At 63.8% G+C, this 20,293-nt stretch carries 17 protein-coding genes and 1 tRNA gene; all 18 read right to left on the bottom strand.

Features of this window, described 5'->3' with window-relative positions:
• Nucleotides 1-149 (bottom strand): GTP-binding protein (locus tag AB4099_RS34650; protein WP_441471810.1); only part of this gene is annotated, 149 nt, incomplete at its 3' end.
• 47 nt (nucleotides 150-196) lie between these two features.
• A complete protein-coding gene (fusA, locus tag AB4099_RS34645; protein WP_441481426.1) occupies nucleotides 197-2,272 on the bottom strand; it encodes an elongation factor G in 2,076 nt (691 codons plus the stop codon).
• A gap of 33 nt (nucleotides 2,273-2,305) precedes the next feature.
• Nucleotides 2,306-2,776: a 30S ribosomal protein S7 gene (gene rpsG / locus AB4099_RS34640; protein WP_043237120.1), complete on the bottom strand. Its 471-nt coding sequence runs from the start codon at nucleotides 2,774-2,776 to the stop codon at nucleotides 2,306-2,308.
• Between the two features lie 72 nt (nucleotides 2,777-2,848).
• A complete protein-coding gene (gene rpsL, locus AB4099_RS34635) occupies nucleotides 2,849-3,220 on the bottom strand; it encodes a 30S ribosomal protein S12 (protein ID WP_038358286.1) in 372 nt (123 codons plus the stop codon).
• A 575-nt stretch (nucleotides 3,221-3,795) separates the two neighbouring features.
• Nucleotides 3,796-4,926, bottom strand: coding sequence for a helix-turn-helix transcriptional regulator (locus AB4099_RS34630; RefSeq protein ID WP_441481425.1), 1,131 nt, complete (start codon nucleotides 4,924-4,926; stop codon nucleotides 3,796-3,798).
• Between the two features lie 153 nt (nucleotides 4,927-5,079).
• Nucleotides 5,080-9,261 (bottom strand): DNA-directed RNA polymerase subunit beta', encoded by a 4,182-nt coding sequence (gene rpoC / locus AB4099_RS34625; RefSeq protein ID WP_113516023.1) that lies wholly within the window; start codon nucleotides 9,259-9,261, stop codon nucleotides 5,080-5,082.
• A gap of 126 nt (nucleotides 9,262-9,387) precedes the next feature.
• Nucleotides 9,388-13,509, bottom strand: coding sequence for a DNA-directed RNA polymerase subunit beta (gene rpoB, locus AB4099_RS34620; protein ID WP_113516022.1), 4,122 nt, complete (start codon nucleotides 13,507-13,509; stop codon nucleotides 9,388-9,390).
• A 273-nt stretch (nucleotides 13,510-13,782) separates the two neighbouring features.
• A complete protein-coding gene (gene rplL / locus AB4099_RS34615; protein WP_043237129.1) occupies nucleotides 13,783-14,160 on the bottom strand; it encodes a 50S ribosomal protein L7/L12 in 378 nt (125 codons plus the stop codon).
• A gap of 53 nt (nucleotides 14,161-14,213) precedes the next feature.
• Complete coding sequence (gene rplJ / locus AB4099_RS34610; protein ID WP_043237131.1) at nucleotides 14,214-14,729, bottom strand: 50S ribosomal protein L10; 516 nt, start codon at nucleotides 14,727-14,729, stop codon at nucleotides 14,214-14,216.
• 501 nt (nucleotides 14,730-15,230) lie between these two features.
• Complete coding sequence (gene rplA, locus AB4099_RS34605) at nucleotides 15,231-15,929, bottom strand: 50S ribosomal protein L1 (RefSeq protein WP_043237132.1); 699 nt, start codon at nucleotides 15,927-15,929, stop codon at nucleotides 15,231-15,233.
• A gap of 13 nt (nucleotides 15,930-15,942) precedes the next feature.
• Nucleotides 15,943-16,374: a 50S ribosomal protein L11 gene (gene rplK / locus AB4099_RS34600; RefSeq protein ID WP_113516021.1), complete on the bottom strand. Its 432-nt coding sequence runs from the start codon at nucleotides 16,372-16,374 to the stop codon at nucleotides 15,943-15,945.
• Nucleotides 16,375-16,529: 155 nt separating this feature from the next.
• The gene (locus AB4099_RS34595; protein WP_441481424.1) at nucleotides 16,530-17,147 is read right to left on the bottom strand and encodes a cytochrome b; all 618 of its coding nucleotides are present in this window, start codon (nucleotides 17,145-17,147) and stop codon (nucleotides 16,530-16,532) included.
• Nucleotides 17,144-18,754 (bottom strand): methyl-accepting chemotaxis protein, encoded by a 1,611-nt coding sequence (locus AB4099_RS34590; protein WP_441481423.1) that lies wholly within the window; start codon nucleotides 18,752-18,754, stop codon nucleotides 17,144-17,146. Before AB4099_RS34590 ends, AB4099_RS34595 begins: the two co-directional genes overlap by 4 nt.
• Before the next feature lie 108 nt (nucleotides 18,755-18,862).
• Nucleotides 18,863-19,396 (bottom strand): transcription termination/antitermination protein NusG, encoded by a 534-nt coding sequence (nusG, locus tag AB4099_RS34585; RefSeq protein ID WP_043237137.1) that lies wholly within the window; start codon nucleotides 19,394-19,396, stop codon nucleotides 18,863-18,865.
• Between the two features lie 15 nt (nucleotides 19,397-19,411).
• Nucleotides 19,412-19,606, bottom strand: a complete 195-nt coding sequence (secE, locus tag AB4099_RS34580) for a preprotein translocase subunit SecE (RefSeq protein ID WP_043237138.1) — start codon at nucleotides 19,604-19,606, stop codon at nucleotides 19,412-19,414.
• Nucleotides 19,607-19,720: 114 nt separating this feature from the next.
• A complete protein-coding gene (locus AB4099_RS34575; RefSeq protein WP_441481422.1) occupies nucleotides 19,721-19,912 on the bottom strand; it encodes a hypothetical protein in 192 nt (63 codons plus the stop codon).
• Between the two features lie 19 nt (nucleotides 19,913-19,931).
• Nucleotides 19,932-20,007, bottom strand: a tRNA-Trp gene (locus tag AB4099_RS34570).
• 133 nt (nucleotides 20,008-20,140) lie between these two features.
• Nucleotides 20,141-20,293: EF-Tu C-terminal domain-related protein (locus AB4099_RS34565; protein ID WP_465248481.1), on the bottom strand; the 153-nt coding region annotated here is incomplete at its 5' end.

The raw sequence follows: 20,293 nt of genomic DNA, 5'->3' as shown, positions 1-20,293 counted from the left end.
ATCTGGTCATACGCCGTGAACGACGCCCCGCCCGACTCAGCCAGCACCTTCGTGATCGCTGCCGTCAAAGACGTCTTGCCATGGTCAACGTGACCAATCGTTCCGATATTGCAGTGCGGCTTCGTCCGCGCAAACTTCTCTTTGGCCATCGTAGCCTCCGTCAGATCTTGTTCAAATGTTCAGTCGAATGGGTGGATCAGGCGTACTTGGCCTGAACCTCGGCGGCGACCGCCGAAGGAACCTGCTCGTAGTGGTCGAACTGCATCGTGTAGTTGGCGCGTCCCTGGCTGAACGAGCGCAGCTGGTTGACATAGCCGAACATGTTCGCCAGCGGCACCATCGCGTTGACGACGACGGCGTTGCCGCGCATGTCCTGGCCCTGGATCTGGCCACGACGCGAGTTCAGATCGCCGATGACCGAACCGGTATAGTCTTCCGGGGTCACGACCTCGACCTTCATGATCGGCTCAAGCAGGACGGAGCCGCCCTTCTGCAGTCCTTCGCGAAGCGCAGCCCGCGAGGCGATTTCGAAGGCCAGGGCCGACGAGTCGACTTCGTGGAAGGCGCCGTCGATCAACGTCACCTTGACGTCCACGACCGGGAAGCCGGCGAGCACGCCCGAACCGATGACCGAGTTCAGGCCCTTTTCGACGCCGGGGATGTATTCCTTCGGCACCGAGCCGCCGACGACCTTCGACTCGAACTCGAAGCCCTTGCCGGTCTCGTTCGGCTCGATGACCAGCTTGACGCGGGCGAACTGGCCCGTACCACCGGTCTGCTTCTTGTGGGTGTAGTCGACCTCGGCCTTCTTGGTCAGCGTCTCGCGATAGGCAACCTGCGGCGCGCCGATATTGGCGTCGACCTTGTAGGTGCGCTTCAGGATGTCGACCTTGATGTCGAGATGCAGTTCGCCCATGCCCTTCAGGATGGTCTGGCCGCTCTCCTGGTCGGTCGAGACGCGGAAGGACGGATCCTCGTTCGCGAGCTTCGACAGGGCCAGGCCCAGCTTCTCCTGGTCGGCCTTGGACTTCGGCTCGATCGCGATCGTGATGACCGGCTCGGGGAACTCCATCCGCTCCAGGATGACCGGATGGGTGGGATCGCACAGCGTGTCGCCGGTACGGACGTCCTTGAGGCCGGCCAGGGCGACGATGTCGCCGGCAAAAGCCTCCTTGATGTCTTCGCGGTTGTTCGCGTGCATCAGCAGCATGCGACCGACACGTTCCTTCTTGTCGCGCGTCGAGTTGATCACGCCAGCGCCGGTCTCGATCTTACCCGAGTAGACGCGGCAGAAGGTGATCGTGCCGACGAAGGGGTCGTCCATGATCTTGAAGGCGAGCATGGAGAAGGGATCTTCGTCGCGCGGATGACGAACGGTCTCTTCTTCGGTCTTGAAATCGATGCCCTTGATGTCGCCACGATCGACCGGCGACGGCAGGTAATCGACGACCGCGTCGAGCAGGGGTTGAACGCCCTTGTTCTTAAAGGACGAGCCGCACAGCACGGGGTGGAACGCGCGACGCTGAACCGCAGTGCGGATCAGCCTGCGCAGCGTGTCGGCAGACGGCTCGGTGCCCTCAAGATAGGCTTCCATCGCCGCATCGTCCATCTCGACGGCGGCTTCGACCAGCTTTCCACGGTACTCGGCAGCCTTGTCGGCGAGATCGGCAGGGATCTCCTTCTCCTCGAAGGAGGCGCCCAGCGCTTCGCCGTTCCAGACGATCGCCTTCATCTTCACCAGGTCGATAACGCCGGCGAATTCCGCCTCCGAACCGATCGGGATCTGCAGACAGACCGGCTTGCCGGCGACGCGGTCAATGATGTCCTGGACGCAGCGATAGAAATCGGCGCCGATCTTGTCCATCTTGTTGACGAAAACGACACGCGGAACGTCGTACTTGTCGGCCTGGCGCCAGACGGTCTCGGTCTGGGGCTCGACGCCCTGGTTGCCGTCGAGCACGCAGACGGCACCGTCGAGCACGCGCAGCGAACGCTCAACCTCAATGGTGAAGTCGACGTGGCCAGGAGTGTCGATGATGTTCAGGCGATGGTCGCGCCACAGGCAGGTCGTCGCGGCGGAGGTGATCGTGATGCCACGCTCCTGCTCCTGCGTCATCCAGTCCATGGTGGCCGCGCCATCATGGACTTCGCCGATCTTATGCGACTTGCCGGTATAGAACAGGATACGCTCGGTCGTCGTCGTCTTGCCGGCGTCGATATGCGCCATGATACCGAAGTTGCGGTACCGATCGATGGGATGGGAACGGGGCATGAGAGTGCTCTGTCTTTCGTCGGGTGCCGCGGATTACCAGCGGTAATGCGAGAAGGCGCGGTTGGCTTCCGCCATCCGGTGCGTGTCTTCACGCTTCTTCACTGCGTTGCCGCGATTGTTCGCCGCGTCCATCAGCTCAGCCGAGAGGCGCTCAACCATGGTCTTGTCGTTACGGCCGCGAGCAGCCGAGATCAGCCAGCGGATCGCCAGCGCCTGACGGCGCTCGGTGCGAACCTCGACCGGAACCTGATAGGTCGCGCCACCGACGCGACGCGAGCGTACCTCGATCGCCGGAGCGACGTTCTCGAGCGCGCTCTTGAAGACCGAAAGCGGGTCGCTCTTGGTCTTGCCTTCGATGATGTCGAAAGCGCCGTAGACGATCCGCTCAGCGGTCGACTTCTTACCTTCGTACATCACGGAGTTCATGAACTTCGTGACCACGATATCACCGAACTTCGGGTCCGGGATAACTTCGCGTTTTTCGGCGCTATGGCGGCGGGACATCGTCTAGTCTCCGGTCAAATCTTAAAAGCTGCGAACCGCCTCAGCATCAAGCCTCGGCGGTCGGGCAGAAAATCACTTCGGACGCTTGGCGCCGTACTTCGAACGGCGTTGCTTACGGTTCTTGACGCCCTGCGTATCGAGCACACCACGCAGGATGTGGTAACGCACGCCGGGCAAGTCCTTGACGCGACCACCGCGGATCATCACCACGGAGTGCTCCTGAAGGTTGTGGCCTTCACCCGGAATGTAGCCAATGACCTCGAAGCCGTTGGTCAAACGCACCTTGGCAACCTTACGAAGCGCCGAGTTCGGCTTCTTCGGGGTCGTCGTATAGACGCGCGTGCAAACGCCGCGCTTCTGCGGGCAGGACTCAAGCGCCGGAGCGGTGTTGCGTGCCTTGACTGGCGAGCGCGGCTTGCGGATCAGCTGGCTGATTGTCGGCATTCTGGCCTCTCGCTCCACTGAGCGGTTGGAATTCTTTTCGGTCGCTCCCCGAACCGGTCAAAGCCATGACATAAACGAAGCCGCGCCGTCGGCTCCCCTCGGGGGCCTCAGGCGCGTTCGCCATGCAGAGGAACACGGAACTCGTCCGCATTCATGCGTCTTGCCATGTCGTCAATCGACGCAGGAATTTACGACGGCGTTTCGGTCGCGAAATTCGCTCGCAACAAAGGCAAGCGACAAACGTGTCCGACAACCGTCGACAGTGGCGCGCTTATGACTCAGGAGGAGATTCGCGTCAACCCCGAATTCGCATTTGCAGCGAAAGCGTTAACCACCCCCCTGCTAAAGGCCGGCCCGGCTGTCACGGGCTCCCTGAGATCGGCAGGCGGCTGAGGGTGAAGATCACCAACGCCAGGAGCGCAAGGTAGAGCGAAACGCCGCGCAACGCCACCATTGCCCCTCCCCTCGTGCCAGCCAATCATGCGTTGATGGGTTGCCGTGCGGGCAACTCCCATTTGGGGGGCGGTGGTCTTCTGCCTCGATTGCCTCGGCATGATCTCGTCAGCCGACCGGGGCTAGCGCAGTACCAGTCTCGCCAGCAAGGCGGATAGCTCGCTTTGGCGGGAAACGCCCACCTTGGCAAAGACGCGCTTGAGCGTTGTACGGGCCGTCTCTTCCGAGATTCCCAGCGCCTGGGACGCATTGCGCGGGGCAAGTCCTGCACCAACCAGCGCCGCGATCCGGGCCTCCGCCAATGTGAGGCCGAACAGGTCGCGCACGAGCGCCGGATCGGCGGGCTCGCCTGGCTGAGCGCTCGTCACGACCGCAATCACACTGGTTTCCGAAAGCATGCGCTCGACGCCCGTGGCAGTGGGAGTACAGACCGGCAGGACGTGCACCGCAAGCGTCCCGTCACGGTCCAGCCCTGGGATCAGCAATGGCCGCGGCACAGCCGTCAAGGTGTCGGGGCGCGCCGCGCTCGCTCGTGCGATCGCTTCGGCCAACGCCTCCTGCTGCAAGACGGAGCGCGCCGTCAGTCGACCTTGCGAGATCAGGAGCGCATCACCGCATAGCTGCTCTGCAACAGGGTTTGCGAAGATCACGTGGCCGGCCGCATCGAGCAGGAACACCCCGACGCTCAGCCGCGCCAGCACGTCGGCCAATGAGTGCTGGGTCGCCTCCGCCGTGATCAGGCGGATGCCGAGCCTGAGCGCATTCTCGACATGCCGCCCCAACTGGCTGAGCGCGGCGAGCTCCTCCTCGGCGAAGGCCGGCTTGCCGTCGGCGCGCTGGACCGAGAGCGCAACCGCGACACGGGGATCAGGCGAGATACTGACGCCTGCGAACCATTTCAGCCCCTGGCGCTTGAGGAACTGGCTGTAGAACGGCAGAGTTTCGAGTTCCTCGGACGTTGCAATGTGACGTTCCGTGATCGCATCGGTCCGGGTCAGGTATCCCCTCTCGCGCGAGCGGGAGAAGCGCACATCGTGCCGCCACCATTCGTCCCGGTCATATTCCTTCTGCCCCTCAGCGAGACTCGGCGAGACAATGATTCCGTAGCTGCCATCGTCCCGCTGATAGATCATCACGGCGCCGACATCGCCGAAGCAATCGGCAATGGTCTGCAGAGCAGTTGGCCAAAGGGACGGCGTGGCCGCCGCCGCGTAGACCGCCTCCACTGCACTGACAAAGCGCTGACCGTCCATGGACGACCTCCCAACCGATTAACATGTTAGATCACAGCTGGGTTCGGAGGCGAAATTCTCCTTTCGTCGCTGAAGACCCCAGACTGGAGAGCGCGCGCAAAACAAAAGGGCCGCCCGAAGGCGGCCCTTTCGCAAGTTGTGTTCGGCAGTGCCTTACTCGGCGGCCGGAAGAACGGCCGCAGCAGCTGCAGCCTTGGCCGCCGCATCCGCCTTCTGGCCAACGATGAGATCGTCGCGGCGCAACGCCACCTGCTTGATGCGGGCAACCTGGGCGCCCGTGCCGGCCGGGATGAGCGAGCCGACGATGACGTTCTCCTTGAGGCCTTCGAGGGTATCGTACTTGCCGTTGACCGCCGCCTCGGTGAGGACGCGGGTGGTCTCCTGGAACGACGCTGCCGAGATGAAGGAGCGCGTCTGCAAGCTTGCCTTGGTGATGCCGAGCAGGACCGGAACGCCGCTGGCCGGCTTCTTGCCCTCTTCGCGCATCTTGGCGTTGATCTCCTCCAGCTCGATCCGATCGATCTGGTCGCCGGTGATGATGTCGGTATCACCGGACTCGGTGATCTCGATCTTCTGCAGCATCTGCCGGACGATGACCTCGATGTGCTTGTCGTTGATGCCCACGCCCTGGAGGCGATAGACCTCCTGGATCTCGTTGACGAGATAAGCCGCGAGCTCTTCGACGCCCTTGATCGCCAGGATGTCGTGCGGTGCCGGATTGCCGTCCAGGATGTAGTCGCCCATCTCGACGACGTCACCGTCCTGGAGATGGATGTGCTTGCCCTTCGGGATCAGGTACTCGAGCCCGTCCGAGCCGTCATGCGGGGTCAGCGTGACCCGGCGCTTGTTCTTGTAGTCCTTGCCGAAACCGATCACGCCCGCCTTCTCGGCGATGATCGCCGCATCCTTCGGACGACGCGCCTCGAACAGCTCGGCCACCCGCGGCAGACCGCCGGTGATGTCGCGGGTCTTGGCCGAGTCGGTCGAGACACGGGCGAGCACGTCGCCTGCCTTGGTCATCTGGCCCGGCTCCATCGAGATGATGCCGTCGACGGGCAGGATGTAGCGGGCTTCGCCGCCGCGGGCGAGCTTCGCAACCTTGCCGTCAGGGCCGTGCACCGTGATCGCCGGACGCAGATCCGACGTCCGGGCCGAACCACGCCAGTCGATGACGACGCGCTTGCTGATGCCGGTCGCCTCGTCCGTCGTCTCGGTGATCGACATGCCGTCCACGAGATCCTCGTAGCCAACAGAGCCGTCCACCTCGGCCAGGATCGGGCGGGAATAGGGATCCCACTCCGCCAGGCGCTGGCCGCGCTTGACCTTGTCGCCTTCGTCGACCCGCATCTTCGAGCCGAACTGGACGCGGTGCACCGCACGCTCGGCGCCGTCCGGACCGACGATCACGATGGCGATGTTGCGCGCCATGGCGATCAGGTCGCCATCCGAGTTGCGCGCCGCATTGCGGTTCCGGATCTTCACCGTGCCCTCGAAATTGGACTCGATGAACGACTGGTCCGCGATCGTCGCCGCGCCGCCGATGTGGAAGGTACGCATGGTAAGCTGCGTACCCGGCTCGCCGATCGACTGCGCCGCGATGACGCCGACCGCTTCACCCATGTTGACGGGCGTGCCGCGGGCGAGATCGCGCCCGTAGCAGGTGGCGCAGACGCCGTTCTTGGTCTCGCAGGTGAGAACCGAACGGATCTTCACCTCCTGAACGCCGGCAGCGTTGATCTTCTCGATATGGCTTTCCTCGATCATCGTACCCTTCGGCACGAGGACGTTGCCGTCGATATCCGTGACATCTTCCGCCGCGGAACGGCCGAGGATGCGGATGCCGAGCGAAGCCACGACCTGACCGGCATCGATGATGGCGCGCATCTTGATGCCATTATCCGAGCCGCAATCGACCTCGGAGATGATGGCATCCTGCGCCACGTCGACGAGACGACGGGTGAGATAACCCGAGTTCGCGGTCTTGAGCGCGGTGTCGGCCAGACCCTTACGGGCGCCGTGCGTCGAGTTGAAGTACTCGAGCACGTCCAGGCCTTCCTTGAAGTTCGAGATGATCGGGCTCTCGATGATCTCGCCTGACGGCTTGGCCATCAGGCCGCGCATGGCGGCGAGCTGGCGCATCTGGGCCGGCGAACCACGGGCACCCGAGTGGCTCATCATGTAGATCGAGTTGATCGGCTTATCGCGGCCGTTCTCGTCCTTCTTCACGGTCGAGATGCGCGCCATCATCTCCTGGGCGAGCTTGTCGGAGCACTTCGCCCAGGCGTCGACGACCTTGTTGTACTTCTCGCCCTGGGTGATCAGGCCGTCCTGGTACTGCTGCTCGTAGTCCTTGGCGAGCGCACGGGTGGTGTCGACGATCTCCCACTTGTTCTCCGGCACGACCATGTCGTCCTTGCCGAAGGAGATGCCGGCCTTGAAGGCGTGCTTGAAGCCGAGGCCCATGACGCGATCGCAGAAGATCACCGATTCCTTCTGACCGCAGCCGCGATAGACGGCGTCGATCATTCCGGAGATCTCCTTCTTCGTCATCAGGCGGTTGACGACGTCGAAGGTCACGGCCGGATGCTCAGGCAACGCGGTCGAGAGGATCACGCGGCCGGGCGTGGTGTCGTAGATCTTGGTGTACGGCTTGCCGTCCTGGCCGACGCCGGTCCAGCGATATTTGATCTTCGAATGCAGCGTCACGACCTTCTCGTGCAGCGCGTATTCGAGTTCGCCGAAATCGCCGAAGATCTTGCCCTGGCCCGGCTCGCCATCCGAGATGATCGAGAGGTAGTACAGGCCGAGCACGATGTCCTGCGACGGCACGATGATCGGCTGGCCGTTCGCCGGGTGCAGGATGTTGTTGGTCGACATCATCAACACGCGCGCTTCCAGCTGCGCCTCGAGCGACAGCGGGACGTGCACGGCCATCTGGTCGCCGTCGAAGTCAGCGTTGAACGCGGCGCAGACCAGCGGGTGAAGCTGGATCGCCTTGCCTTCGATCAGCACCGGCTCGAAGGCCTGGATGCCGAGACGGTGCAGCGTCGGAGCGCGGTTCAGCAGCACCGGATGCTCGCGGATGACCTCGTCCAGGATATCCCAGACCTCCGGCTTCTCCTTCTCGACCAGCTTCTTGGCCTGCTTGACCGTAGTCGAGTAGCCCTTCGCATCGAGGCGCGCATAGATGAACGGCTTGAACAGCTCGAGCGCCATCTTCTTCGGCAGGCCGCACTGGTGCAGCTTCATCTCAGGGCCGACCACGATGACCGAGCGGCCGGAATAGTCGACGCGCTTGCCCAGCAGGTTCTGCCGGAAGCGGCCCTGCTTACCCTTCAGCATGTCGGCGAGCGACTTCAGCGGGCGCTTGTTGGCACCCGTGATGACGCGGCCGCGGCGGCCGTTGTCGAACAATGCGTCGACCGATTCCTGCAGCATCCGCTTCTCGTTGCGGATGATGATGTCCGGCGCACGCAGCTCGATCAGGCGCTTCAGGCGGTTGTTGCGGTTGATGACGCGGCGATAGAGATCGTTCAGATCCGAGGTCGCGAAGCGACCGCCGTCGAGCGGCACCAGCGGACGCAGATCGGGCGGGATCACCGGAACGATGGTCATCACCATCCATTCCGGCTTGTTGCCGGATTCCTGGAACGCCTCGATGATCTTGAGGCGCTTCATCAGCTTCTTGGGCTTCAGCTCCGAGGTCGTCGTCGCGATCTCGTGCTTCAGATCCATGTTGATCTTGTCGAGATCGAGCGCGCGCAGCATCTCGCGGATGGCTTCCGCGCCGATCATCGCCGTGAAGGTGTCAGCGCCATACTCTTCCTGGCAGCGGACATATTCCTCCTCGGAGAGGAGCTGACGGTCCTTGAGGGGCGTCAGGCCCGGCTCGATGACGACATACGACTCGAAATAGAGCACCCGCTCGAGTTCCTTGAGCGGCATGTCCATCAGCAGGCCGATGCGCGACGGCAGCGACTTCAGGAACCAGATATGGGCAACCGGAGCGGCGAGCTCGATATGGCCCATGCGCTCGCGCCGGACGCGTGCAAGCGTCACTTCGACGCCGCACTTCTCGCAGATCACGCCCTTGAACTTCATGCGCTTGTACTTGCCGCACAAGCACTCGTAGTCCTTGATCGGCCCGAAGATGCGCGCGCAGAACAGGCCGTCACGCTCGGGCTTGAAGGTGCGGTAGTTGATGGTCTCGGGCTTCTTGATCTCGCCATAGGACCACGACAGGATCTTTTCCGGGCTCGCGATCGAGATCTTGATCGCGTCGAACGCCTGCTGTGTCGGCTGCTGGCCGAAAAGGTTCATGACCTCTTGCTTCATCGCCTGTCTCCTGCCGCCGGCGGGGGAGTGAACCGCCCTGCCCGGCCATCATGCGAATAAGCCGGCGGCGTGAGTGTCGCCGGCATGCTGTGTTCGTCTCGAGGCGGCCCCTTTGGGCCCGCCCCCTTATTCGGCAGCTTCGGCCGGCGGCAATTCGCCCGGCTTCTGCTTGTTGCTGATCAATTCGACATTGAGGCCGAGCGAGCGCATTTCCTTGACGAGAACGTTGAAGCTCTCCGGGATGCCCGCCTCGAAATTGTCCTCGCCGCGCACGATCGACTCGTAGACCTTGGTGCGGCCCGCCACGTCGTCCGACTTCACCGTCAGCATTTCCTGCAGGGTGTAGGCGGCGCCGTAGGCTTCGAGCGCCCAGACCTCCATTTCGCCGAAGCGCTGACCGCCGAACTGCGCCTTGCCGCCCAGCGGCTGCTGGGTCACGAGCGAGTACGGGCCGATCGAACGCGCGTGGATCTTGTCATCGACCAGGTGGTGCAGCTTCAGCATGTAGATGTAGCCGACCGTGACCTTGCGATCGAAGGGCTCGCCAGTCCGTCCGTCATAGAGCGTGACCTGACCGGACTTGTTGAGCCCAGCCTGCTCGAGCAGATGCTCGATGTCCGACTCCTTGGCGCCGTTGAAGACCGGGGTCGCGATCGGAACGCCGCGGCGCAGGTTCTGGCCCATTTCGACCAGCTCTGCATCGTCCATCGACGCAACGATCTCGTTGTCGCCGTACACGGCCTCGAAGCTTGCCCGCAGAGCCTTGCCGTCATGCGCCTTCTTGTAGACGTCGATGGCCTTGGCGATCTGCTTGCCGAGACCGGCAGCGGCCCAGCCCAGATGGGTCTCCAGGATCTGACCGACATTCATGCGGCTCGGCACGCCGAGCGGGTTCAGCACGATGTCGGCATGGGTGCCGTCCTCGAGGAAGGGCATGTCCTCGGCGGGAACGATGCGCGAGACGACGCCCTTGTTTCCGTGGCGGCCGGCCATCTTGTCGCCCGGCTGGATCTTGCGCTTCACCGCGACGAAGACCTTGACCATCTTCATCACGCCCGGAGGCAGTTCGTCGCCGCGCTGCAGCTTCTCGACCTTGTCGAGGAAGCGCTGCTCGAGGCGCTTCTTCGACTCGTCGTACTGCTTCCGCATCGCCTCGATTTCGGTCATCAGGGCGTCGTCGCCGACGGCGAACAGCCACCACTGCGAACGCGGGAACTCGCTCATCCCCTCGCGGGTGATGACCGTGTCCTTCTTGAAGCCCTTCGGACCAGCAAGGCCGGTCTTGCCGGTCAGGATCTCGGCCAGACGCGCAAAGGTGTTGCGGTCCAGGATCGCCTGCTCGTCATCGCGGTCCTTGGCAAGACGCTCGATCTCCTCGCGCTCGATCGCCTGGGCGCGCTCGTCCTTGTCGACGCCGTGGCGGTTGAACACGCGCACTTCGACGATGGTGCCCTGCACGCCCGGCGGGACACGCAGCGAGGTGTCGCGGACATCCGAAGCCTTCTCGCCGAAAATGGCGCGCAGAAGCTTCTCTTCCGGCGTCATCGGGCTTTCGCCCTTCGGCGTGATCTTGCCGACCAGGATGTCGCCCGCAGCGACTTCCGCGCCGATATAGACGATGCCGGCTTCGTCGAGGTTCTTCAGCGCCTCTTCCGAAACATTCGGAATGTCGCGCGTGATTTCCTCAGGGCCCAGCTTCGTATCGCGGGCCATGACCTCGAATTCCTCGATATGGATCGAGGTGAAGATGTCCTCCGAGACGATCTTCTCCGAGAGCAGGATCGAGTCCTCGAAATTGTAGCCGTTCCACGGCATGAACGCGACGAGCACGTTGCGGCCGAGAGCCAGTTCGCCGAGCTCCGTCGACGGGCCGTCGGCGACGATGTCGCCCTTCTTGATCATGTCGCCGACGCGCACCAGCGGACGCTGCGTGATGCAGGTCGACTGGTTCGAGCGCTGGAACTTCTGCAGGCGGTAGATGTCGACGCCCGGTTTGGTCGGGTCCATCTCGTCGGAGGCGCGGATAACGATACGCGTCGCATCGACCTGGTCGACGATACCGGCGCGGCGGGCAGCGATGGCCGCACCCGAGTCACGGGCGACGACCGCTTCCATGCCGGTGCCGACGAAGGGCGCATCGGCGCGAACCAGCGGCACCGCCTGGCGCTGCATGTTCGAGCCCATCAGCGCGCGGTTGGCGTCGTCGTTCTCAAGGAACGGGATCAGCGCCGCAGCGACCGAAACGAGCTGCTTCGGCGACACGTCCATGAAGTCGACCTTGTCGACCGGCGTGACGATGACTTCACCGGCGCGGCGGCAAACGATCAGGTCGTCGGTCAGACGGCCGCTCTCATCGGTCGCGGCGTTCGCCTGGGCGACGTTGTATTTCGCCTCCTCCATCGCCGAGAGATAGATGATCTCGTCGGTGAGCTGGCCGTCGCGGATGCGGCGGTAGGGGCTCTCGATGAAGCCGTACTTGTTCACCCGCGCGAAAGTGGCGAGCGAGTTGATCAGGCCGATATTCGGGCCTTCCGGCGTCTCGATCGGGCAGATGCGGCCGTAATGGGTCGGGTGCACGTCGCGCACCTCGAACCCGGCGCGCTCGCGGGTCAGACCACCCGGGCCAAGCGCCGAAAGACGGCGCTTGTGAGTGACCTCCGAGAGCGGGTTCGTCTGGTCCATGAACTGCGAGAGCTGCGACGAGCCGAAGAACTCGCGCACAGCGGCAGCCGCCGGCTTGGCGTTGATCAGGTCCTGCGGCATCACCGTGTCGATATCAACCGACGACATGCGCTCCTTGATGGCGCGCTCCATGCGCAGCAGGCCCAGACGGTACTGGTTCTCCATGAGCTCGCCGACCGACCGCACACGGCGGTTGCCGAGATGGTCGATGTCGTCGATCTCACCCTTGCCGTCGCGCAGGTCGACCAGCGCCTTGACCACCGCGAAAATGTCCTCCTTGCGCAGAATGCGCACGGTATCCTCGGCGTCGAGATCGAGACGCATGTTCATCTTGACGCGGCCGACGGCCGAGAGATCGTAGCGCTCCGAGTCGAAGAACAGCGACTGGAACATGTTCTCGGCGGTCTCGAGCGTCGGCGGCTCGCCGGGACGCATCACGCGGTAGATGTCGAACAGCGCTTCCTCACGGCGCGAGTTCTTGTCCACGTTGAGCGTGTTGCGGATGTAGGGACCGACCGTGATGTGGTCGATGTCCAGCACCGGGATCTCGTCGAAACCTTCATCGGTCAGGAGCTTGAGCAGCTTCTCGCTGATCTCCTCACCGGCTTCGGCGAAGACCTCGCCGGTCGCCGGGTTGACCAGATCTTCCGCGATATACTGGCCGTAGAGATCCTCGTCGGTGGCGCGCAGGAACTTCAGGCCCTTCTCGGCGAGCTGGCGGGCGGTACGGGCAACCAGTTTCTTGCCGGCCTCGACCACAACCTCGCCGGTATCGGCGTCGATCATGTCGACCGTCGCTTTGAAGCCCTTCATGCGCTCGGCGTCGTAGGGAACGCGCCAGCCCTGCTTATCCTTGGCGTAGGTGATGTGGTTGTAGAAGCGGCTGAGGATCTCCTCGCCGTCCATGCCGAGAGCAAACAGCAGCGACGTCACCGGGATCTTACGCTTCCGGTCGATGCGCGCGTAGACGATGTCCTTGGCGTCGAACTCGATGTCGAGCCAGGAGCCGCGATACGGGATGATGCGCGCGGCGAAGAGCAGTTTGCCCGACGAATGGGTCTTGCCCTTGTCGTGATCGAAGAACACGCCGGGCGACCGGTGCATCTGCGAGACGATGACGCGCTCGGTGCCGTTGACGATGAAGGTGCCGTTATCCGTCATGAGCGGCATGTCGCCCATGTAGACATCCTGCTCCTTGATGTCCTTGACCGACTTCGCCTGGGTGTCGGGATCGATATCGAACACGATCAGGCGCAGCGTCACCTTGAGCGGGGCCGAGAAGGTCATGCCGCGCTGCCGGCATTCGTCGACGTCGTATTTCGGCGGCTCGAAGGTGTATTTCACGAATTCGAGCAGCGAAGCGCCCGCGAAATCGCCGATCGGGAACACCGACTTGAAGACGGACTGCAGGCCCTCGTCGGAGCGGCCGCCCTTGGGCTCGTCCACCATCAGGAACTGGTCGTAAGACGCCTTCTGAACCTCGATGAGGTTCGGCATCTGCGCGACTTCCTTGAGTTTTCCGAAGAACTTGCGGACGCGCCTGCGGCCCTGGAGCGAATTGACCATGTTGTTCCTCGCGATCTCTCTCGGACGGCTCACCCGGCGGCCCGCTCGCGGACCAGTCTTGGCAGCCACAGGCCGCCGGGGGAGCCGTTCGGCGCCTCGGCGCGCCGACATCAACTGAACTGGCCTTCCCGGTGGGGCTCGTGCCCCGGAAAGCCTCTTGCATTCCCTGCGCCGCATCCGCTTGCCGGAAACGACGCAACAGCCCCGGAGGCGGAGGACCGCCCCGGGACTGTCGTGTACGACTAGGGTCGGACCGGCATCAGCCGGCCCTGCTCACTTGAGCTCGACCTTGGCGCCGACGGCCTCGAGCTGCTTCTTGAGCTTCTCGGCCTCGTCCTTGGTCACGCCTTCCTTGAGCGGCTTCGGAGCGGCTTCCACCAGATCCTTGGCTTCCTTCAGGCCGAGACCGGTGATGGCGCGGACTTCCTTGATCACTTCGATCTTCTTGTCGCCGGCGGCGGCAAGAACGACGGTGAACTCGGTCTGCTCTTCAACAGCGGCAGCCGGAGCGCCACCAGCCGGGCCAGCCGCAACAGCGACGGCAGCAGCGGCGGAAACGCCCCACTTCTCTTCGAGAAGCTTGGCGAGGTCAGCGGCCTCGAGGACCGTCAGGGAGGACAGCTCGTCGACGAGCTTAGCAAGATCAGCCATGGTATGTTCCTACGATAAAGAGGTTCGAACGTTGATCAGGTTGGCAGACGGCCTCAGGCCGCATCCTTGTCGGCATATGCCTGAAACACGCGAGCGAGCTTTGCAGCAGGCGCGGTCGAGAGCTGTGCGATCTTGGTTGCCGGGGCCTGGAGAAGGCCGAGCAACTTGGCGCGCAGTTCGTCGAGCGAGGGCATCGTGGCCAGGGCCTTGACACCATCCGGGTTCAGGGAGGTCTTGCCCATCGCACCACCGAGGATGACAAGCTTGTCATTGTCCTTGGCGAAAGCGACGGCGACCTTCGGCGCCGCGACCGGATCGCTGGAATAAGCGATCAGGGTGGGGCCCTTCAGCAGGGGGCTGATGGACGCGACGTCGGTGCCTTCAAGAGCGATCTTGGCCAGCCGGTTCTTTGCGACCTTTACAGTGGCGCCATTGGCCTTCATCTCGCGACGAAGCTTCTGGAACTGTGCCACCGTCAAACCCGCATAGTGGGCCACGACAACGACCGACGTGTTTGCGAACACGCCGTTCAGTGTCGCGACGGCATCATTCTTTGCCGCTCTTTCCACTGGGCTCTCTCCGGTAGGCGGCAAGACGAAATCTTGCCGCCAGTTGCACTTGTCGCGCAGGCTTGGCCGATTGACACCGGCCGGTCACATGCGCAACGCTCAGTGCCCTGTCCCCTTCCCCGGCATCAGCCACGGTCGGGCGAGATGGTTCGAACCGTCTCGAGGCCTCTCGGCCTCGGGTAAGCTCTTGCACCGTCTATGCAGGCCTCTTGGCGAAATTATGCCCTCGGGCGAACCCGAAGCGCACCTGCAGTCTCAGACAGGACTGGGTGTTTCCGGCACGAAGATCGCTCCGCGCGCCCGAAAAACCCATTCTTCGACGGTAAACCGTCGAAAAACGCGAAACGGACCTCCTCGTGCAAAGCACGCGGAAGCCCTGATCACTTATGGAAACATTGGGACGTCATAGCGACTTCCCTCGCTTCTGCCAAGTGGTGTCTTGACCCCGCGAGATCAAGACGAGCTCGCGGCCGGCGCGAAGCCGGCCGCATGGGAGCCTAATCAGCCGCCCAGAACCGTGTTCGGCTCGATCTTGACGCCCGGGCCCATGGTCGAGGAGATCGCGACGCGCTGGACATAGGTGCCCTTGGCGCCGGCGGGCTTCGCCTTGGCAACCGAATCCGCGAAGGCGCGGATGTTCTCTTCGAGCTTCTCAGCCGTGAACGAGACTTTGCCGACGGCGGCATGCACGATGCCGGCCTTCTCGACGCGGAACTCGACCGAGCCACCCTTGGAGGCCGCAACCGCGCTGGTCACGTCCATGGTGACCGTGCCGACCTTCGGGTTCGGCATCAGGCCGCGCGGGCCGAGCACCTTACCGAGACGGCCGACGAGCGGCATCATGTCCGGGGTCGCGATGCAGCGATCGAAGTCGATCGTGCCCTTCGAGACGATGTCGACCAGCTCCTCGGCGCCAACGACGTCGGCCCCGGCCTTCTTGGCCTCCTCGGCCTTGGCGCCACGAGCGAACACGGCGACGCGCAAGACGCGGCCCGAGCCGTTCGGCAGGTTGCAGACGCCACGGACCATCTGGTCGGCGTGACGCGGATCGACACCGAGATTCATCGCAACTTCGACGGTCTCGTCGAACTTGGCGGTGGCGCGGCCCTTGATCAGGGCAACGGCTTCGGTGAGCGGATAGAGCTTGGTGCGGTCGATGCCCTCACGGGCCTTGACGACGCGTTTTCCGACGTGTGCCATTGATCCGTTCCCCTCAGCCCACGACTTCCAGGCCCATGGACCGGGCAGAACCCCGGATCATGGCCACGGCCGATTCGACGTTATCGCAGTTCAGATCGGCCATCTTCTTCTCGGCGATCTCCTTGAGCTGCGCCGAGGTGACCTTGCCGACATTGCCGCCGCGCCCGGGGGTCTTCGAACCCGCGGTCAGGCCGGCCGCCTTCTTGAGGAAGTACGACACCGGCGGCTGCTTCATCTCGAAGGTGAAGGAGCGATCCTGATACGCGGTGATGATCACCGGGATCGGCATGCCCTTTTCCATCTGCGCGGTCTTCGCATTGAAGGCCTTGCAGAATTCCATGATGTTGAGACCGCGCTGACCCAGCGCCGGACCGATCGGGGGCGACGGATTGGCCGCGCCCGCCGGAACCTGAAGCTTCACGTAGCCCGTGATCTTCTTTGCCATGATGGCTGCTCCTGCCGTCCGAACCGGTGCCTACCGGAACGACGACGACCCCTCCCGGACAAAACGCGTCCCGGGCCGGGGTGGTTGCAGAGCGTGGTGCGGCGAGAAACTCCGGTCGGCAAACCGGCACGCCTTCCACGCATGTGAGGCGCGGCCTATGGCATATTCGGAAACGAAGGGGAAGAGCTTTCGCGCTGCGGCATCTTCGCGGCCGCCCGTGAATGCCGTCCCGCACCCCGCTGGACATAGTCGCCGAGTGCGATGCCGATGTGCAAGACGACCAGCCCCATCAGGGCGAAGGCAAGCCAGGCATGGCTCTTGAGCAGTTGCTCGGAATAGCCGGCCCCTTCCGGCCAGATCGCCGGCAGCGTCAGGCCGAGGGCCAGTTCCCGCGCGCCAAAGTCGGAAACGCCGGCCCAGCCGAGCATCGGCACAATGATCAGCGCGGCATAGAGCACGCCGTGGACCGCCCTGTCCCCGCCCCCTTCCCGCCAGTGTCCGGTCAGGCGTGCCAACACCCTGTAGGCCATGCGGAAGAGCACGAGCCCGAACAGCCCCGCACCGGTCGTCTTATGCAAGGCGTAGAGCGTGTCCGCCATCGGTCCATCGCCGATCTGCTTCATCAGAACACCGGAGCAGAAGAGCACGAGGACCAGCACCGCGGTCATCCAGTGCAGCAGCTTTGCCAGGAACGGGAAGCTGCGTGGCCCGGCGCGATGTGAGGTGCTCCGCATCACAAGCCCATCCCCGGACGGCGATATCGGCATGGTCATGCGCGCATCCGTTGTGTCTCGGACATGAATCCGTCAACGGCCTGACGGAGCTCGGCAGCTTGACGGCCGAGATCGGCGGACGCGTGTGTGACCGTCTCGGCGGTCCGGCGCCAGTCCTCGACCATGCCGGCGACCTGTTCGACCTGATCCGCCACGAGGCGGACATCGCCGGCGGTCTTGCTCGTGCTCTCGCTGATCGAGCGGGAGCTCGCATCCTGCTTGCGCGCCAGATCGGCGATCGAATCCGCGGCGCGCTCCACCTGGTTGACCGAGGTGACCAGCGCACCGACCCGCATGGTGATGCGCTGAGCCGCGACATTGATGGAATCGAGCCCGCTCCGGACCTGGTCGGTCGCTTCGGCGGAGCGGTTTGCCAGTTGCTTGACCTCGGCTGCAACCACGGCGAAGCCGCGGCCGCTCTCTCCCGCCCGGGCCGCTTCAATCGTGGCGTTGAGCGCGAGCAGGTTGGTCTGGTTCGCGACCGTTCCGATGATCTTGATGATCTCCGAGATGGCCCCGACCGCCTCGCACAGTACAACCGTATCGGCCGTGGCCTCCTCGACCAATACCTTGGCGGCAGTCGCAACCTCGGTCGTCCGCTGCGCCTCGCCAGCCGTCGTCGTCAACAGGCGCGAGATATCGATCAGCGAGCGCGAGACGTCATCGACATGGGTAGAGGCCCGTTGCGTCGAGCCGGCTGCGGCAGCCGCTCGCTCGTCGACGGAGCCCGAGAAGTGTGCGAGTTCGCCCGACGCGCCCGACATACGCGCCGCATGTTGCTCCAGCACCGTTGCGATCGAGGCGATGCGCTGCTGGAAGGCCTGCCCCTGCAGTTGGAGACGGTCACGCCGCTCGACCTCGTGCGACAGCACCTCGAGACGCTGCTTCGCGGCCTCCTGCTGGGCCTGCTCGCCGCGCAGATGGGCCAGCAGCGCCCGCGCCAGCATGCCGATCTCATCGCGCCGGATCGCCAGCTTGCCGATCCAGGCCCGGTCCCGCTCGACGGAGCCAAGGGCGCGCGCCATCCCGGTGATCGGCCGCACCAGCCAACGATATTCCAGCGTGATGACGAGAACGACCAGGAACATGCCGAGCAGCGACAGCAGCAGCTTGTTCTGCCGGGCGTTGTCGACATGCAGAGCCAGCCGGCCGCTGACCTCGGTCATGGCCTCGTTCAAGGCGACGTGCAGTTCGTTGCGCTTCGCGGCGAGCCGCTTCAGCGATTCGCGCGCTCCGATATGGTCCGATCCGACCTGCCCCGACAGCTCTCCGAGGAGATCGACAGCCTCCTGCGCACGCGCATGGACGGAGCCGTGAAGGCGCGTGGCGATATCGGCGACGCTCCGCGCCACCACTTCGATATCGGCTTTCTCCGCGGGCGGCCCGCTATCGGACAGAAGCGAGGCGTTCAGCCGCCGATAGGCGGAATCGGCCTGCGCGAGCGCATCACCCGCACCAGCATACGCCACCAGATCCCGCGAGAATTGCGTCAGACGGATCGAGCTGACGACATCGGCGGCGGCAAGGAGAAGTGCAACAAGACCAAGCAGCGCGCCCCAGACGGCAAGACGCTGACCGACAGTTGCCTTGAAGCTCTTCGGAAACATGCAAGCCCGCGCCGGATTTTCGGCGCGGACCTTGCGTCAGCATGGCTTAAAAGTGCCTTAACCAACAAGCCGCCGCAGAAAAAATGCGGCGCTCGCGCAAGAGCGCGATCAGATCTTCTCGACTTGCCCGTATTCGAGCTCGACCGGCGTGGCCCGGCCGAAGATCGAGACTGCGACCTTGAGGCGAGCGCGTGCGTGATCGACGTCCTCGACGACACCGTTGAACGAGGCGAAGGGGCCGTCGGCGACCTTGACCTGCTCGCCGACCTCGAAGACCACCGTCGGCTTCGGGCGTTCGATGCCCTCGGCGACCTGGCCCTTGATCCGCATCGCCTCATGCTCGGGGATCGGCATGGGCTTGGCCTTGTCGGCCCCCAGGAAGCCGGTGACCTTCGGCGTGTTCTTGATCAGGTGATAGACCTCGTCGGTCATCTCGCACTTCACCAGGACGTAGCCCGGGAAGAACTTGCGCTCGGCGTCCACCTTTCGGCCACGACGAACCTCGACGACCTTCTCGGTCGGGACCAGCACCTCGTCGAACTTATCGGCGAGATTGCGCTGCGCCGCCTGATCGCGGATCGACTGCGCGACCTTGTTCTCGAAGTTGGAATAGGCGTGGACGATGTACCAGCGGGTGCTCACGTCAAAACTCTCCGCTCAGCGTGCGCCGAGGATGAAACCGAGCGACCAGCGAATGATCGTATCGGTAAAGAGGAAGAACAGGCTCGCAGCCACGACCATGGCCAGCACGAGGCCGGTCGTGATCAGCGTCTCGCGCCGCGACGGCCAGGTAACCTTCGCGGCCTCGGAGCGCACCTCCTGCAGGAACTGGAAGGGGTTGGACTTCGCCATTGAGTGGTCACCTCGGTTTCGGGCCGCGCCCGATTCGGACGTCCTGAAAGATTCGCGGCGCGGGGCTCAGGGAGCCGCGCGCCGTCATCACGCCTCTTACAACGCTCCCGCACGTTAGCCAAGCGCTTTTGATCCGAGGCGCCAGCCAAAGCCGCAGCCGAGATCGAGCACGCTTTTGCTGCGCAGCTCTGGCAGGAGGCGGCGCAACGAATCCCACTCGAGCGCACCGACAAGACCGTGGATGGAGCATGGAAGCTGGCTGTAGTCTTGGAAGAAGGTCTCGTCGTCGTAGATGCTCTGCGTCATCGCAGCACGATCGCGAGACTGGCAGGGGCGGCAGGGCTCGAACCTGCGACACCCGGTTTTGGAGACCGGTACTCTACCAACTGAGCTACACCCCTGTAGTCGCGCAGTGCTTTGCCCCAACCCGCAGCGCATTTCAAGTCGAAAACGAACCGACAGCAACAAGGCTGTGAGCAAAAAGAAAGGGCGGCGTTTCCGCCGCCCCTTCCGAACGCGATGGCGCGCTGTCGCTCAGGCGATGATGCTGGCGACGACGCCGGCGCCGACGGTCCTGCCGCCTTCGCGGATGGCGAAGCGCAGCTTCTCCTCCATCGCGATCGGCACGATCAGGTGCACTTCCATGGCGATGTTGTCGCCAGGCATCACCATCTCGGTGCCCTCAGG

Origin of the sequence: Allobosea sp. 2KB_26, assembly GCF_052115715.1 — a bacterium.
GTDB lineage: Bacteria > Pseudomonadota > Alphaproteobacteria > Rhizobiales > Beijerinckiaceae > Allobosea.
The sequence above is the reverse complement of the archived record's forward strand: the minus strand, read 5'-3'. Positions and strand labels throughout refer to the sequence as shown.

Excerpts from the sequence above, each read along its gene's own strand:
- AB4099_RS34630 (WP_441481425.1), bottom strand. The coding sequence starts at position 4,926 with ATGGACGGTCAGCGCTTTGTCAGTGCAGTGGAGGCGGTCTACGCGGCG.
- rplL (WP_043237129.1), bottom strand. The coding sequence starts at position 14,160 with ATGGCTGATCTTGCTAAGCTCGTCGACGAGCTGTCCTCCCTGACGGTC.
- AB4099_RS34590 (WP_441481423.1), bottom strand. The coding sequence starts at position 18,754 with ATGTTTCCGAAGAGCTTCAAGGCAACTGTCGGTCAGCGTCTTGCCGTC.
- rpoC (WP_113516023.1), bottom strand. The coding sequence starts at position 9,261 with ATGAAGCAAGAGGTCATGAACCTTTTCGGCCAGCAGCCGACACAGCAG.
- secE (WP_043237138.1), bottom strand. The coding sequence starts at position 19,606 with ATGGCGAAGTCCAACCCCTTCCAGTTCCTGCAGGAGGTGCGCTCCGAG.
- rpsG (WP_043237120.1), bottom strand. The coding sequence starts at position 2,776 with ATGTCCCGCCGCCATAGCGCCGAAAAACGCGAAGTTATCCCGGACCCG.
- rplK (WP_113516021.1), bottom strand. The coding sequence starts at position 16,374 with ATGGCAAAGAAGATCACGGGCTACGTGAAGCTTCAGGTTCCGGCGGGC.
- rpoB (WP_113516022.1), bottom strand. The coding sequence starts at position 13,509 with ATGGTCAATTCGCTCCAGGGCCGCAGGCGCGTCCGCAAGTTCTTCGGA.
- fusA (WP_441481426.1), bottom strand. The coding sequence starts at position 2,272 with ATGCCCCGTTCCCATCCCATCGATCGGTACCGCAACTTCGGTATCATG.
- rplA (WP_043237132.1), bottom strand. The coding sequence starts at position 15,929 with ATGGCACACGTCGGAAAACGCGTCGTCAAGGCCCGTGAGGGCATCGAC.
- AB4099_RS34575 (WP_441481422.1), bottom strand. The coding sequence starts at position 19,912 with ATGACGCAGAGCATCTACGACGACGAGACCTTCTTCCAAGACTACAGC.
- rpsL (WP_038358286.1), bottom strand. The coding sequence starts at position 3,220 with ATGCCGACAATCAGCCAGCTGATCCGCAAGCCGCGCTCGCCAGTCAAG.
- AB4099_RS34595 (WP_441481424.1), bottom strand. The coding sequence starts at position 17,147 with ATGACCATGCCGATATCGCCGTCCGGGGATGGGCTTGTGATGCGGAGC.